Origin of the sequence: Thalassobacillus devorans, assembly GCF_011761345.1 — a bacterium.
In the GTDB taxonomy this organism is placed as follows: Bacteria; Bacillota; Bacilli; order Bacillales; family Halobacillaceae; genus Thalassobacillus; species Thalassobacillus devorans.
On record NZ_JAASRY010000006.1, the window covers coordinates 98,215 to 112,952 of the forward strand.

At 42.9% G+C, this 14,738-nt stretch carries 17 protein-coding genes; 11 read left to right on the forward strand and 6 right to left on the reverse strand.

What is annotated here, in order from left to right; all coding sequences use genetic code 11:
- Positions 1 to 134: 134 nt before the first annotated feature.
- Positions 135 to 722, forward strand: coding sequence for a YitT family protein (locus FHS45_RS17345; protein ID WP_062438743.1), 588 nt, complete (start codon positions 135 to 137; stop codon positions 720 to 722).
- A 68-nt stretch (positions 723 to 790) separates the two neighbouring features.
- Positions 791 to 1,519 carry an amidohydrolase family protein gene (locus FHS45_RS17350; RefSeq protein ID WP_062438740.1) on the forward strand — a complete coding sequence of 243 codons (729 nt, stop codon included), beginning with the start codon at positions 791 to 793 and terminating at the stop codon, positions 1,517 to 1,519.
- A gap of 153 nt (positions 1,520 to 1,672) precedes the next feature.
- Here FHS45_RS17350 and FHS45_RS17355 read toward each other — a convergent pair whose 3' ends face one another.
- Positions 1,673 to 2,473, reverse strand: a complete 801-nt coding sequence (locus FHS45_RS17355; RefSeq protein WP_062438737.1) for an SDR family NAD(P)-dependent oxidoreductase — start codon at positions 2,471 to 2,473, stop codon at positions 1,673 to 1,675.
- Positions 2,474 to 2,634: 161 nt separating this feature from the next.
- Between FHS45_RS17355 and FHS45_RS17360 the strand changes: the two genes are divergently transcribed.
- Entirely contained in the window at positions 2,635 to 3,165 is a 531-nt protein-coding gene (locus tag FHS45_RS17360) for a DUF420 domain-containing protein (RefSeq protein WP_062438733.1), read from the forward strand.
- Positions 3,166 to 3,397: 232 nt separating this feature from the next.
- Here FHS45_RS17360 and FHS45_RS17365 read toward each other — a convergent pair whose 3' ends face one another.
- The gene (locus tag FHS45_RS17365; protein ID WP_062438731.1) at positions 3,398 to 4,309 is read right to left on the reverse strand and encodes a DUF1002 domain-containing protein; all 912 of its coding nucleotides are present in this window, start codon (positions 4,307 to 4,309) and stop codon (positions 3,398 to 3,400) included.
- A 186-nt stretch (positions 4,310 to 4,495) separates the two neighbouring features.
- Positions 4,496 to 5,386 carry a LysR substrate-binding domain-containing protein gene (locus tag FHS45_RS17370; RefSeq protein ID WP_062438729.1) on the reverse strand — a complete coding sequence of 297 codons (891 nt, stop codon included), beginning with the start codon at positions 5,384 to 5,386 and terminating at the stop codon, positions 4,496 to 4,498.
- A gap of 116 nt (positions 5,387 to 5,502) precedes the next feature.
- Here FHS45_RS17370 and FHS45_RS17375 point away from each other — a divergent pair, with 116 nt between their 5' ends.
- The 3 genes from FHS45_RS17375 to FHS45_RS17385 all read left to right on the forward strand — a co-directional run bounded on the left by FHS45_RS17375 (position 5,503) and on the right by FHS45_RS17385 (position 7,733).
- The gene (locus FHS45_RS17375) at positions 5,503 to 6,498 is read left to right on the forward strand and encodes a YeiH family protein (RefSeq protein ID WP_062438727.1); all 996 of its coding nucleotides are present in this window, start codon (positions 5,503 to 5,505) and stop codon (positions 6,496 to 6,498) included.
- A gap of 98 nt (positions 6,499 to 6,596) precedes the next feature.
- Positions 6,597 to 7,088, forward strand: a complete 492-nt coding sequence (locus FHS45_RS17380) for a hypothetical protein (RefSeq protein ID WP_062438724.1) — start codon at positions 6,597 to 6,599, stop codon at positions 7,086 to 7,088.
- Positions 7,089 to 7,208: 120 nt separating this feature from the next.
- Positions 7,209 to 7,733, forward strand: coding sequence for a type 1 glutamine amidotransferase domain-containing protein (locus tag FHS45_RS17385; RefSeq protein WP_062438721.1), 525 nt, complete (start codon positions 7,209 to 7,211; stop codon positions 7,731 to 7,733).
- A 93-nt stretch (positions 7,734 to 7,826) separates the two neighbouring features.
- Here the strand turns inward: FHS45_RS17385 and FHS45_RS17390 are convergent, their stop codons facing one another.
- A complete protein-coding gene (locus FHS45_RS17390; RefSeq protein ID WP_062438718.1) occupies positions 7,827 to 8,984 on the reverse strand; it encodes an acyl-CoA dehydrogenase family protein in 1,158 nt (385 codons plus the stop codon).
- A gap of 203 nt (positions 8,985 to 9,187) precedes the next feature.
- Here FHS45_RS17390 and FHS45_RS17395 point away from each other — a divergent pair, with 203 nt between their 5' ends.
- Complete coding sequence (locus FHS45_RS17395) at positions 9,188 to 9,916, forward strand: YqcI/YcgG family protein (protein WP_062438715.1); 729 nt, start codon at positions 9,188 to 9,190, stop codon at positions 9,914 to 9,916.
- A gap of 141 nt (positions 9,917 to 10,057) precedes the next feature.
- Positions 10,058 to 10,477, forward strand: a complete 420-nt coding sequence (locus FHS45_RS17400) for a VOC family protein (protein ID WP_062438713.1) — start codon at positions 10,058 to 10,060, stop codon at positions 10,475 to 10,477.
- Between the two features lie 253 nt (positions 10,478 to 10,730).
- On the opposite strand, the gene FHS45_RS17405 is transcribed toward FHS45_RS17400, so the two are convergent.
- The gene (locus tag FHS45_RS17405; RefSeq protein ID WP_062438710.1) at positions 10,731 to 11,747 is read right to left on the reverse strand and encodes an STAS domain-containing protein; all 1,017 of its coding nucleotides are present in this window, start codon (positions 11,745 to 11,747) and stop codon (positions 10,731 to 10,733) included.
- A 248-nt stretch (positions 11,748 to 11,995) separates the two neighbouring features.
- On the opposite strand from FHS45_RS17405, the gene FHS45_RS17410 reads away from it, so the two are divergent.
- The 3 genes from FHS45_RS17410 to FHS45_RS17420 all read left to right on the forward strand — a co-directional run bounded on the left by FHS45_RS17410 (position 11,996) and on the right by FHS45_RS17420 (position 13,227).
- On the forward strand, positions 11,996 to 12,109 hold the full coding sequence (locus tag FHS45_RS17410; protein ID WP_082411876.1) for a YjcZ family sporulation protein: 114 nt from the start codon (positions 11,996 to 11,998) through the stop codon (positions 12,107 to 12,109).
- 129 nt (positions 12,110 to 12,238) lie between these two features.
- Positions 12,239 to 12,487, forward strand: coding sequence for a hypothetical protein (locus FHS45_RS17415; protein ID WP_062438708.1), 249 nt, complete (start codon positions 12,239 to 12,241; stop codon positions 12,485 to 12,487).
- Positions 12,488 to 12,597: 110 nt separating this feature from the next.
- Entirely contained in the window at positions 12,598 to 13,227 is a 630-nt protein-coding gene (locus tag FHS45_RS17420; RefSeq protein WP_062439120.1) for a LysE family transporter, read from the forward strand.
- 76 nt (positions 13,228 to 13,303) lie between these two features.
- On the opposite strand, the gene FHS45_RS17425 is transcribed toward FHS45_RS17420, so the two are convergent.
- Positions 13,304 to 14,629 carry an amino acid permease gene (locus tag FHS45_RS17425; protein WP_062438705.1) on the reverse strand — a complete coding sequence of 442 codons (1,326 nt, stop codon included), beginning with the start codon at positions 14,627 to 14,629 and terminating at the stop codon, positions 13,304 to 13,306.
- Positions 14,630 to 14,738: the final 109 nt, after the last annotated feature.

Genomic DNA, 14,738 nt, shown 5'->3' on the forward strand with positions numbered 1-14,738 from the left:
GATTCCCTCCATATCTAATCATTTTCATTACTAGTTAGCTTGTGCAGAACCACTGCCCGGCATTCTTTTATCTTAAGCAGGAGACTGACGCATATAAATAAAATAAACCAGTCCACAATGAGGGAGGCACAATCATGAATGAACTGATCAAAAAAGGGATCGTAATTATTATTGGTAGTGCCTGTCTGGCATTCGGCATCAACTTTTTTCTTGTCCCGGATCATGTGCTTGATGGCGGTGTCATTGGAATCGGACTGATTTTTCATTATTTATGGGGACTCCAAACCGGTTTGAGTATCCTGTTACTCAGCATTCCAATCTTCTTGATTGCCTGGTTCAACTACCGTACATATTTTTATAACAGTCTCCATGGTTTGCTGATATCTTCTTTCTTTATTGATCTGTTTTATTGGCTTAGACATTTTCATTTATCCTTGGACCCTGCCATCAGCTCTATGATCGGCGGAGCTTTTGTCGGGGGCGGCATCGGCCTGATGCTTCGTTATCAGACAAGCACGGGAGGCACAGATCTGCTGGCCCAGATGCTTGCTGATTTTCTGAAAATCAATGTGGGGATTGCTATTTTTGCGATTGATCTTGGGGTTGTTTTATCAGGGGGATTGCTTTTCTCTTCACAGACACTGCTACTTTCTGCCATTACCATTCTTGTAGTAGCCATGACTACGATGCTCTTCACCACGCGTATGACCCTGAAAAATTGATTGTGGTAAAATGAAAGGGCTTAAACTTCCCCTAAGGTGGTGCTCTTATCCGAATCTTTGATGCACACATGCATATTATTGATCCTCGCTTTCCTTTAATAGAAAACCAAGGATACATTCCGAACCCATTTACTTGCGAAGACTATCTGGAAAGGACAAAAGAGTGGGATATAGCTGGGGGTGCAGTAGTGTCCGGTTCCTTTCAGGGTTATGATCAAAGCTATTTAAAAGAGGCCCTTTCCAGGCTTGGAAAAGGGTTCTTCGGTGTAACTCAGCTGCCCGAAAATGTTACGGATGAAGAAATACTTTCCTTAGATGCTCACGGGGTAAAAGCCGTTCGTTTTAATGTTAAACGCGGAGGGATCGAGACACTGACTCATTTGGATTCTTTTGGTCAAAGAGTTTACGAGCTGGCAGGCTGGCATGTGGAAGTTTATATAGAAGCCAAATTACTCCCGGAAATGGAAGACACCATCAAAAAGCTACCCGCCGTCTCCATTGACCATTTAGGGCTTACAACCTCTGGATTTGAAACCTTGCTGAAGCTCGTGGAGCACGGTGTCAGAGTTAAAGCTTCAGGATTTGGCAGAATAGATATGGATGCAGCGGAAGCCATCCGTGGAATCGTCCGTGTAAACCCTGAGGCACTGATGTTTGGTTCCGACCTGCCATCCACGCGCGCCCCACGGCCATTCCTAAATACGGATATTGAACTAATCCAGGAAACCGTTGGAGATGAACTTGCCGAGAAAGTATTATTTTCCAATGCCGCCCAATGGTATGGAAAAAAAGACTGAACAAACGTTTGATCAAACCATATAAATATAGCCTGGCAGCCGCCAGGCTATTCCTTTATGGCGTGAAATTCCTGTTTTGTGCGCGAACTATTAGAAAAGAGCGCGAAAACTTGTCGAACAGGCGCGATAAACTTAAATCTTGCGCTATAGCCGTTATCTCATAACACTCCCACCGGATATTTTCACCGATTCACCGACGACATTTTCAGCCGCAGCACTTAGTAAAAAGACGATGGTATTGGCGACCTCTTCCGCTTTCGTGATTCTACCTGATGGAATTCCTTCTTCTACTACTTTCATTTGTTCTTCAAAGCTTCGGCCTTCACGCTCCCCTTTTTTCCTGATGGCATTGAGTCCCATAGAAGTATCTACGAAACCCGGACAGACCGCATTGACGCGGATATTTTCTTCAATTGCTTCATGAGCAAATGCCTGGGTGAATCCGGTTACCGCAAACTTCGAAGCACTATAAGCGGAATTACCCTTGGTACCTCTCAGCCCTGATAAAGAAGATAGGTTGACGACTGCTCCTGAATCTGCCTCCCGCATATTTTCATACACAAGTTGTGTCAAAAGTACGGTTGCCGTGTAATTAAGCTCCATAATCTTTCTTAAGTCTTCCTCAGAAAGGTCTTTCACCGGCCCTCCCCCACCAATGCCAGCAGAGTTTACGAGACCATCTATCGTTCCGTTAGCTTCAACCGCCGCTTCTACTAACTTCGCACGGTCTTCTTCACTCGTCAGATCAGCTTTTTGGACAAATACTTTCGCATCGCTTGAAATCTCCTGGCAGGCTTGTCTCAGTTCCTCCAGTTTTTCTTCATTACGCCCGGTTATAGTAACAGCAGCCCCAGACCTTACCGCTGCCTTGGCTGTTTCATAACCAATACCGCCAGTCGCTCCAGTCACTAAAATATGCCTTCCGTTCAAAGCATCTTCTTTAAAAACAAACATGATTACCCCTCCATTTCGATTCTATGATAATGCTTACCCTTTCTAACGCTACTATTAACACAGTGAAAATTCATAAAATAGTAAGATTTTAAGTGATGATTGTCGTGATACACTTCGATATACTAAGGATTGTATTACATTTTAGAGATGGGGAATATAAAGTGAATATTAATAAAGAATTCAACTACGTGCCATGGGTTGTAGGTTTGTCAATCGCTATCAACTTAATTGTCGTAGCTCTGTTGTTTGTACCGAAAATAGACGGCGGCACCAGCTTTGATATTACATTGCTGCCACTGCTTAATGCTATTCTGAACTCGTTTACGTTCGTATTTTTATTAGCAGCCTTGTTCATGATTTTACGAAAAAATGTTACCTGGCATAAGCGGTTCATTTTCGCCGCATTTACTACCACCGCCTTATTCCTGGTATCCTATTTGACTTATCATTCCATGGCCTCTTCCACTTCTTATGGGGGTGAAGGGGTACTGCAGATGGTTTATTACTTCATCCTGATCACTCATATCGTACTGGCTGCTGTAATTGTACCGTTAGCCTTGCTTACGTTGTTCCGGGGGCTTGCCATGAAAGTGGACAAACACCGAAAAATCGCCAGATGGACTATGCCCCTCTGGTTGTATGTCAGCCTCACAGGAGTCATCGTCTATCTGATGATCTCCCCTTATTATTAATTTGAATCAGTTGCACAATATGTTTACTCAACAATATGGCCGAAAAGTCGAAGACTTGATTTCGAGATATTTATTGGAGTTTAGGGGCTCCGGGAAACGATTCGCTTTCCGTGGGCGTGTGCTGAGTCTCCTCAGGCTTCGCCTTGCGGGGCCTCAGCGATCCCGCATATCCCAGAAAACTTAATGCATTAAAAAAAGCTTAGGGGGATTTCCCTAAGCTTTTCTTATAACGTTATCCAAAGAGACTATTGAAGAATTTTGCCAAAGCCTGGATGATGCTTTGCAGGAATGTGGATACTTTATCCCAGAATCCTTTATCTCCAAGCAAATCTTTCACACTGGAAGTGATATCCTCCAGCTGCTTTTGCACCTGATCAAAATTGATATTTAACGCCCGCATTTTCTCAAACAAGTTGATTAACAGCTGACGGTCTTCTTCGCTTAACTCAATATTCAAAGAGCTTAGTTTGTCATTGACAATCTGCTCGATTTCTTCTTTCGTAGCAGGATTCCTATTTGCCATTTCCTGTTTGATCTCGGTTAGCAATTGACTGACCTTTTCTTTATCGACGCCTGATTTTTCAGCCAGCTCAGTCGCTACATCCAACTCTTCACTGGCAACTTCCATCCGGTCTTCGTCAAGCTTGACTCCTTTAGAATCATAAGCTTTATAGATTCCAGTCAAGGCGGAATGTCCTGTAACTTTTACTGGGGAGGCAACATCTACAACTGCATCTTCCACGCCTGCAGTCAACAAGGCATTGGCATACATTTCTTTTGTTACAGCAGTGATATTGTCAGTGGTAACAATATTAACCTCAAGTCCTTCACCTTGTTCCTGAGGAGTTATTTTCACAGACGAAAACATTCGGGAATTCGGGTTGCCATTAATATAATTAGCTATATCCTGGCCGTCTACATAAAACTCATCTACATTCTCACGGTTTTCTACTTGTAATAACTCTCTAACCTCTTCTTCCTGCTCATCTGTCAATGTATCGCCATACACGACAATCGGAACGCCTAGTTTCTCGTTGATTCCTTCACCATTATTTCCATTGGTAGAAGCAGAGGTAACTGATGCCAGCCCTGTACCTGTCCAAATCACCAACGCCAACAGAAAAATTGCTATTCGTTTTATCATCATTACTTCTCCTTATTTTTCAAGATTAATAATAGGTGTTATTCCACACCCACCCTATATTGTACTGATATTTCTCAATAATAGAATCAGCCTTGAGACTTATGATCCTTTCTTAATATTTGAACTGCTTCCATTTCTTACGTATATAAGAGCAAAAAGATTCACTATCTTTATGAAGAAAATGACTCAAATGCTGCTGGAATACTTTTCTTTTAATGCTTCCATAAATACTTCCACATTTTTTGATAGCTCTTCTTCGGCAGGTGTGACACAGGAGAAATAACGGTTCGGCATTTGGATGAACGGCAGGCGGATCATTAAATCTTCTCCGAATTTATTATCAATAATGGAACGCGATATGAACGATAGTCCGAGTCCATGCTGAACTGCTTGCACGACGCCATGATTGCTGCCGATCGTTATTAATTTCCTGACATCAATGCTGTAAGCACGTATCACGGCATCCATAATGTCACGAGTCCCGGACCCCTCTTCCCGCCCCACCCAGGTAAGCCCTTGTAAGTCGTTGAACTGGAGGGTAACTTTATCGCGGATCGGGTGATCAGGGGGAGCAATCAATACCATTTCGTCTTCTAAAAAAGGGAATGCACGTAATTCCTTGTGCTTCACTTGCCCCTCAACAAGGCCAATATCAAATTCATGCAATAATACAGAGCGATTGATTGTCTCGGTGTTATCGATATATACTTTCAACTCAATATTAGGATGTACTTGATCAAATGCTTTCAATAAGGCAGGTAAGATATATTCCCCGACCGTATAACTGGCTCCAATCGTGAGGGAACCAGTCAATTGGTTATGGTAAGCGAACACCTCTTCTTTCGTCTTCTCCACGATACCCGCTATTTGCTTTGCCCGCTGGTATACAAGCTCTCCAGTAGACGTTATATGAAAGTGCTTAGGGGAACGATCTATTAATTTCGTCTGGAACAGTTCTTCGAGATTCTTGATATGCAGGCTGACACTTGGCTGCGAAATCATCCTTGTCTTAGCGGCCTTTGTGAAGCTTTTACCTTCTACGACTGCAATAAAAGTCCTTAACGCCTCTAAATCCATGATTATCACCTACTATTAAAATTATTAATGATTAACATTATTAAATTATATTTTACTAATAATAAGCCGTGACGTATAGTGATTTTAACACTAATATTAATCAGGAGCGTGCGGTTATGTCCAAAAAAGGTGGTAATCTACATTGGATTATGGGGGTATTGTTTACGGCATTGATTGCTGGAATTGGTTTCTTGCTTGCGATGATACCTGGGCTGTCCATGATCGGCCCACTGGCAGCCGCCATCATTGTCGCTGTCTTTTACCGTCAATTTTTTGGCTACCCGGAAAAGATACGTCATGGCATCCAGTTTTCTGCTAAAAAGCTGCTTAGGCTGGCTATCATTCTGTTTGGATTAAAATTGAATATGAATGTCATCTTCCAGGATGGCCTGCCTCTCTTGATCAGAGATGTGGCGGTTATCATTTTCGCCATCGGGGTGACATTACTATTTGCAAAACTGTTCCGTGCCGATTATTCCCTCTCCTTACTGCTCGGTGTCGGGACGGGTGTGTGTGGTGCTTCCGCTATTGCAGCCGTTTCACCGATACTGAAAGCCAAAGCTGAAGACACTGCGATCAGTGCAGGAATCATTTCTTTGATTGGAACGATTTTTGCAATCGGTTATACCCTGATCCGGCCAATGCTCCCGATTGATGCGGCGACATATGGCTCCTGGGCAGGAATCAGTCTCCATGAAGTTGCCCATGTGGCACTTGCGGCTGCACCAGCCGGGGAAGATGGCCTTGCGATGGCTCTGATTGGAAAATTAGGGCGTGTCCTCCTGCTGGTACCGCTCAGCTTTCTGTTTATTTATATCATGCGAAAAAAAGGAAACCAGGATACCGATGAAAAGGTGGCTTTTCCATGGTTCTTGCTCGGATTCATCGCTACCAGTCTGTTAGGCAGTTATGTACTTGGAGTATATATACCAATAAACGAAGCCGTACTCACCTTTATCTCTGCAGCTACCACGTTTATTCTGACCATGGCAATGGTTGGATTAGGACTTAATGTCAGCCTGGCTGCCCTCCGTTCGAAAGCACTTAAGCCAATGCTGGCTATGACCATTACCTCGCTGCTTCTATCAGGCATTACCCTGTTGATTTTATAACGACAAGACATATAGCCTATTTATATTAAGCATAAATACACTGTTTGTAACTCCTCCTTATTGGGAATACTTGCTAAAAAACAAAGGAGGACTCACTTATGACACGATTTCACTTATTAAGCTTTATGATAGCTGTTGGTATAATCCTGGCAGGCTGTGGTACAACGGGAAATGATGATACGATTGAACCAGAAGATACGAACGATCCCGGTTCTTCTCAAGAGGAATCAGACCAAGCTGAAGAAGAAGCTAAAGAATCTTCAGGAGATACCAGCGATGCGATAGACTTAAAGGATGGCGTGGATCTAGTAATTGGTACAGTAGAGGAATTAAACACCACAGTAGAAGAGTCACCTGACGATACAGCTAAAATCAATGAGACAGGAAAAACATTGGAAGAGGATTGGGATAGAATTGAGAAGCAAGTGGAAGAAAACTATGAAGAAGACTATAAGAACATCGAGGAAAGTCTTTACCCTTTAATTGACGAAGCCCAGGCTGACGAGCCAGATACCGATAAAATAAAAGAACTGACCCAGGAAACACAGGATAAACTGGAAGAATTCAAAAACAAACTGGAAACTACCTAATAAACAAAAGCTGTTTTCCCACTACCAGGAGGAGAACAGCTTTTTCCATTGTTATCTTTCGAAAAATAAGTTGGCGGTCTGTTACACTAACAATAGGTTTCAAAAAAAGGAGGCACCTACATGCGTTTAGAGAATAAAAAAGTGATCGCACTCGTCAGTGATGAGTTTGAGGATCTGGAGCTGTGGTACCCGGTCCTTCGCCTGAGAGAAGAAGGAGCCACTGTCCACATTGTTGGAAAAGAGGCAAACAAACAGTATACCGGAAAATATGGTGTACCCGTTGAATCAGACTATGCTTTCAGCGACATTTCACCAGAGGACTATAATGGCATCCTTGTACCTGGCGGCTGGTCGCCGGACAAGCTGCGAAGATATGAAGAAGTCCTGCAATTTGTACGTCATATGGACGAACAGAAAAAAACGATCGGGCAGATTTGTCATGCTGGCTGGGTATTGATTTCTGCAGGTATCCTGGAAGGACGAAATGTAACGAGTACGCCTGGCATTAAGGACGATATGATGAACGCCGGAGCTAATTGGTCCGATGAGGCAGTTGTGAAGGACGGCCACATCATTTCTGCCCGCCGCCCGCCAGATTTACCTCCATATGCGAAAGCATTTGCAGACCACCTTGCCAATAAATAAAAGCTGCAGGAGGAAGCTGTTGACCCAGCTTTCTCCTGTTAGTTTTTAACCCTCATCCTTAGAATATCCCGTTTCACCTGATCACCTTAATTATTAACCGAAAGCTTGATCAGCAAGCGTGTTGAAAACAGCATCATCCATCGGTGGGTTATGCAGCCCGGCACGGACATCACGATAGTATTTTTCAAATGAATAACGTTTTGAAAGCCCACGACCACCGGCAATTCTCATAGCAAGGTCTACGACTTCATTTGCTGTATTGGTTGCTGTCACCTTCACTGCCGCCAGTTCTCCCTGGAGCTGTATCCTATTTTCCGGCTCCTGATCCCACTTCTCGGCTATAGCATACATAAAATAGCGGGCCTGCATCAGTTTCCATTCCATCTCTCCGATTTTTTGCTTGATATGTGGGACTTCAGAAATCGGGTGATTGAGACTGTTCGGTTGAAATTCTTTGGCAAACTTGATCGCATCGTTGCGGGCAGCAATTGCAATCCCTAAATAACAGGCAGGAATGTGCAATAACCAGCCTTTAGGGACAGTGGACTTTTGGCTGGCACGTTCCACGAGCCGATCCTCCTTCACCGATACGTTATCCAGTACAAGGTCGTCACTTCCGGTACCTCTCATGCCAAGTGTATCCCATGTGTGGTCCACGCTGACCCCTTTCCTTCCTCGCTCAATCAAAAACCAGCCGACCTCGTTCAGTTCTTCCACATACGCCGAGACAATATAATAATCTAAAGAATCCGCCATTGTCGTAAACGTCTTTCTCCCATTAATGATATAACGGTCCCCATTACGTACCGCACGTGTTTCCGGCATCCCGCCTCGTGTCGGGCTTCCTGTTGCCGGCTCTGAGGCAGCCCGGTTCAAAACCTTTTGACCTGCAGCGATTTCAGCCGCTACCTCTTCAAACAACTCTGAATCCCACAACTGCTCATCTCTTAGTTCCATCAGGATGCCGCTATGCCATCCCACCGACAAGGCGACCGATCCATCACCTACTGCCAGCCTCTCCTGCATTAGTAAAAATTCATATAGCGACAGGTTATCTCCACCAAGCCGATCTGGAAGCGACAAAGAAAAATAGTTTTCCTTTTTCAGGTCAGCTAAGTTTTGCTTAGAAAAGGATCCCTCCTGATCAGACTCTGTGCTACGTTTCTTTACTTTTTCCGCTAAAGTTTCTGCCTTTGTGTATAATCGCTTCTGTCGATCATTTTTAATCATAGGTTGATATAATTTATTCATTCACTCACCCCAAAAATCCTATATTAATTAAAAGCTTACTAGAACAGTCGGAATTATGCGAATGATTTACTGAATGCACTCTTTCCTTACAATTCCATCATTCTCATAATTAATCTGGTCCAAAAAGTACCAGGGCATTAATTGTTTTCGTTTCAGTCAGATAGGGAAAATGTTAGTCAATGTACTGGAAAGGAGTCACTAGAATGATCGACAACAGCTGCCTGTTAAAGAAAGAAGAGATGAAAGATCGTACGATTGTACCTGATTGGCTTCCAAAAGAATATGAAACATTCCATAAAATTGTTACTGACAAGACATTTCCTTGCTACTTCGGGATGGGAGCAGAAAAGAAAGGAGAGCTTCGCTACTCATTTCTGAACCATGATGATTGGTCCCATCTTCCCAATACAGTAGAGGATTTCCTGAAATTATTCGAAGAGCCCCCATTTATCCGACATGGTTTCTTCTTATTTGTAGAACCGGAGCAAGAAGAAAAATCGATTGAATATTATCGTGAATATTTCTGGGACATATTGAATTATTTAAATGACAACGATCAAGAACCTTGGCCGGTCGATTATCCTACTGACCCGGACCATCACTTATGGGCCTTCTCATTTGCAGGAGAACCATTCTTCGTATTTGGAAATTCACCTGCCTATAAACAAAGAAAAACACGGAATTTAGGAAACTCTCTCGTACTCGGCTTTCAGCCACGAAAAATCTTCGAAGGATTGGAAGGAACCAGCAAGGGAGGAATCATGTCCCGTGAAAAAGTGCGGGAACGAGTAGAAAAGTGGGATCAATTACCGAAACACCCGGATATCAGCCACTATGGCGACCCCACCCACCATGAATGGAAACAATACTTCATCGGGGATGATGTAAAACCAATCACCAGTAAATGTCCATTCCACCAAAATAATAAATAGAACCAAACAGACGCCTGGCTTTCAGGCGTCTTATTTTGTTATTTAAGAAAATTCAACTTTATTACTCTTTTAAAAAGCAGGAAATCCTATCTTTTCAGCGAAATAAACTTATAATCCAATCCTTCCAAAGGAGATGTTCAATTGTTTAAAATCAGTAGTATCTTCATTCCTGTATCGAACCTTGAGGAATCAATGAGATGGTATCAAGAAAACTTAGGAGCCATATTCGTGGATAGCTGGGATTTCGGAGATCGCGGGGCCGGATTCATTTTTGAAGAAGGAGATGCCCAAATGGGACTCGTTGAAGTGGAAAACCCTCAGCCCACGGAATTCGAAGTGGTAAAAGGAAAAAAGAACAGCTACTATAACTTTCTCGCAGAAGATATCCAACAGGCTCACCAAACGCTATATCAAAAAGGTGTTGTTGTCAGTAAAATTGAAGACTTTGGCGGAATGACGGCTTTTGAATTCTTAGACCCTGACGGTAACCCTTTCAGTGTGGTCAATGAAGTGGAAGGTTCTAAGTTTCATAAAACTAACCTCGAAAAGCTTAAACAATAAATCATCAGAATTTAAAAGAGCCAAAATAAAAATCGCCCCTCATTCGAGGAGCGATTATTTTTATTACATAGTCGTTCTTCTGCTTCTACGTTTATTCATGAACTTTCGAATCATTGGATAGATGATTGGTGCGTATTTAATAAACCTTCTGATAAGTCTACCCATTATTTTCACCTCATTTTGATTGATTTCGTGCTTGTTCTATGCTTACCCGGCCAAAGCGCAAATCAAACAAAAGGTGCCTTTAACTCACTTAAACGATTCGCCGTCCATTCTGCGCAAGGGCATAATGGATGCCGTGCTGTAAGTTCTGAAAACATTCGAATTTAGATAAATCAATTTCCGTTTGAGAGATGATCCTCCCTAACTCTGCAGAGATGCCGACAATAATCACTTTCGTACCAATTAAACTCGCTGCGGTACCCATCTTCTCGATCAAACTTGCCGTGTAATTGGTAAGGTCGTTATCCAGTCCGGTCAAGTCCAGGACCAAATAGGTTGCTTTATGCTCCGGCAGGTTTGTGAGTGTCTTCGTAATCAGCTCGTCGGCCCGCTCCTCGTCATAACGGCCCAGCAAAGGAACAACTACGATACCTTCCAATACTGGAATGATAGGAGAAGATAAGGTTTTGACCAGCTCTTTCAAATCCCGTGTCTTATCTTCGACCAGTCCTTCCAGGTACACAATTTGCTCAGCTTCTTTCCGGCGGGCTAAATCATGGATATTATGTTCGATGTCCACTTCTGCGGGAAAGTACTCGATAAGTGTACAATCGTGTCCTTCCAATTGTGAATACTGCACTTCATACCAGATAGATCTTCCAAAAAGCCCAGTGAATATACCTGCATAATGAGCGGGAAGAAAGGAACCTCGTTTCTCTTTTCCCTGTGCTTTATTGATTTTATGTTCCCAATCATTGGCCAGTTTGACTTCCAATGTAAGCTTCTCTTTATTAACATTTTCTATACGAGCTTTTCCCCAGCCAGCTGATGCATATGTATTCGGCAGTATTTCCGCCACTTGGTCAATTCCAACCTCTTTCCTCTGAAAGTACTCTCCAACTACAGAACCCTGACGGAAGCCTGTACTTTCCATCACTAAATTTGCAGCTTCTTCCCCTGATACTTCCTCAATCGTATCAAAGAATGACTTCATCGCGGAGGAAATCCAAAAAAGAACAGCATCCTCGTTTTCAAATAGAAAGCGTCCTTCTTCCAGCTCCCAGGAAAAACCCAGACCGCCGACGTTGATATTAGGCTTTTTTTCCAAACTGCATCCCCCTTCGTTTTTCTAGATGTTGTCTGCTTCTCTTATACTGCCTCTATCATACCTTATTTTTCATTTAAATGATTCCCTATTGGCTAGATTCCACAAATTTCTTTACTTTCGATTGACCGTTGCAGTTATTCAAACGTTTGACCAACCTAGTTATTTTTGACAAAAAATCACCAAAAACAGGCATTTACCCAGTACATTCAGCGTATTTCAACATATACAAATAGAAAGGAGGTGCTTTTATGAGTAAAGGCTACGGCGGCGGTTTCGCGTTATTAGTCGTATTATTCATTCTATTGATCATTATTGGAGCATCCTACGTAGGAGGAGGCTACGGCAGAGGCTGGGGTTATTAATCCCCTCCCCTGTTGATAGGAAAGTCCATGCGGTAAATCCGTGTGGACTTTTTTGTTTTTTATAGGATACATATACCGGGGATAAAACCTGAACGATCAGACAAATTAATACCAAAAGGAGGATAAGACATGAACGACCAACGAGATTTTCATTCTGTCATGAATCAGCTTAATCAGGCAAAGCGAGCAGTAGAAAGAGCTCAGGAAGATCAAAGCGGCTTTACAGAAGCACAGCAGCAGGTGAAACAGGCAGAGGAAATGCTTCATGAAGCAACGCAGAACCCTTCCGCATTCAGAGGAATTGGCAATCATGATATGCAGCGGGCTGCTGATTTATTGCGTTTAATCGAAGAAACCAATCAGGCGAATAACCGATAACTCTATCAGCACATCGTTCAAGGACGATGTGCTTTTTATTTTGTCCTACTCCTCGATGCACGTGCATACACATGGTACAAGCTATGACCTACGGAAGAGGAGTGAAAATGTTGGGTGTTTTTCTCAGTTATATTTTTCTTGGTTTATCATTAGCAGCACCGCTTGGTCCGCTCAATGCTGCCCAAATTAATCAAGGAATCAAAAATGGTTTTTTGCATTCCTGGCTGATCGGGTTGGGAGCAATTGTTGCTGAAATTTGCTTTATCACCGCTGTCTTTTTTGGTGTTGTCCATTTTTTAGAAATTCCCTTCATGAAAACATTTTTATGGTCATTCGGTGCTTTTGTCCTCCTGTATACAGGATTTGAAAACATCGCCAGCTCCCAAACGATTGAAATGGATAATAACCGTCAGAAAGATTCCTTAGCTAAAACATTCTCCACCGGTTTTTTAATTGCTATAACGAATCCATTATCGATTCTATTCTGGCTTGGAATTTACGGATCGATTCTAGCAAATACCATTAACCGATATGATCACATTCATCTGGTTTTATACGGTGGCGCCATTTTAATAGGGCTTATGATATGGGATGTCACGATGGCGATCATTTCGAGCGGATTCAGACGAGCACTCACCCCTCGCACACTCAAACGCATTTCTATCCTCTCCGGGGTAAGCTTGCTCGGATTTGCTTTTTATTTTGCTATGAAGGCCGTTAAGATGTTATTTCACCTTTAAGAGAAACACCCCGCCTTCTTTACCTTCAAAGGCTATTGCGAATAGGTGGCTGAAGTAGTATCGGCACCACAATAGATCAGGAAGGTTCTTCCTTCCACTTTTTTCTCATCAACAAGGCAACGAGCGCGATTACGACTAAAAATAACAGACTGATGAAAAAACCGATTCTGCTTGATCCATCTAATAATGTCCCACTGACGGCTGCCGCAATCAATACAAACCCAATCCATCGTTTTATCTTTGCTGTAGCAGGCAAGTCCACTAATTTATTATAAGAAAATAAAATGAATATCCATGTATAAAGCAGCATCAAACCTGCAGCTGTTGTCAAATATTCATATACTTTTTCAGGCAGCAGCAAAGCGACCACAATGGAAGCTATGAGGCCAGTAATGGTTAAGAACAAGGCATGGTATGGAACGCCTCGTTTTCCGGTTTTCGCAAAAAAAGCGGGGGCATCTTTGTCCTCGGCAAGTGTGGAAAGAATAGTGGTAATGGCGTATAACGATGCAACCATCGTCGAAAATCCCCCTATAATCAAGGCACCATTGAACACATGCGGCACAAAAGCCAAGTCATACTTAGCTAAAGCAGTAATGAACGGGCTCTCATCGGGATTAAATTTGTCCCAGGAAACGAGGAAAACCGCTAACCCCAAAGATGCCACATAAATAACGGCAAGCAGAACAAGCATCACCTTTCCCGATTTCGGAGCTTCCTTCGGTTCTTTCAATTCGTTTGCCATAATCCCCATGACTTCGATTCCGCCGAAAGCATAAAAGGCATAAATTAAAGCCGCCCATAAACCCGTCATACCTGCAGGAAACAAACCTTCTCCGCTCCATTCAAAAGTACGCTCCGGTCTTCCTCCATCCAGTGCCCCAGTCACCGCTAACGCCGCTATGATAATGAACATAACAATCGCCGCTGTCTTGACGACTGCGAAAATATTCTCAAACCGTTCAAAACCAGAAACACCGGTAATGATAACCCCAATACCAAGAACGCCGAAGATAGCAGATAAAAGCCATAACGGCATACCTGGAAACCAGAACTTAGAAAAGATAGCCAGCGCCGTCAGCTGGCTCCCCATAATCAGTAGTTCAGAGGTCCAGTATACCCAGCCAGTACTGAAGCCCGCCCACCTGCCATAAGCTTTTTTGGCATAGGTACGAAAAGAACCTTTTTCCGGATGCTCTGCTGTCATCCTTGCCAGGGCATCAAAAACGATATATGTCCCTGCAGCAGCCAATAGAAAAGTAAAAATAGCTGCCGGACCTCCTTGTTTGATAGCTAACGCGGAACCAAGAAAAAATCCTGTCCCAATCGTGCACCCTACTCCAATCAGGGTCAGCTGCCACCATGGTATTTTTTTATGTGAATCCCCTTGATTTTTATCCATGTCCAGAGCTCCTTTCATCCGCTTTAGTTTTAACCCCTATGATTAAAAACATTCCAACTGTCTCCCATACATAACAAACAATAAAATAGGCTATCTTAACACATATAAA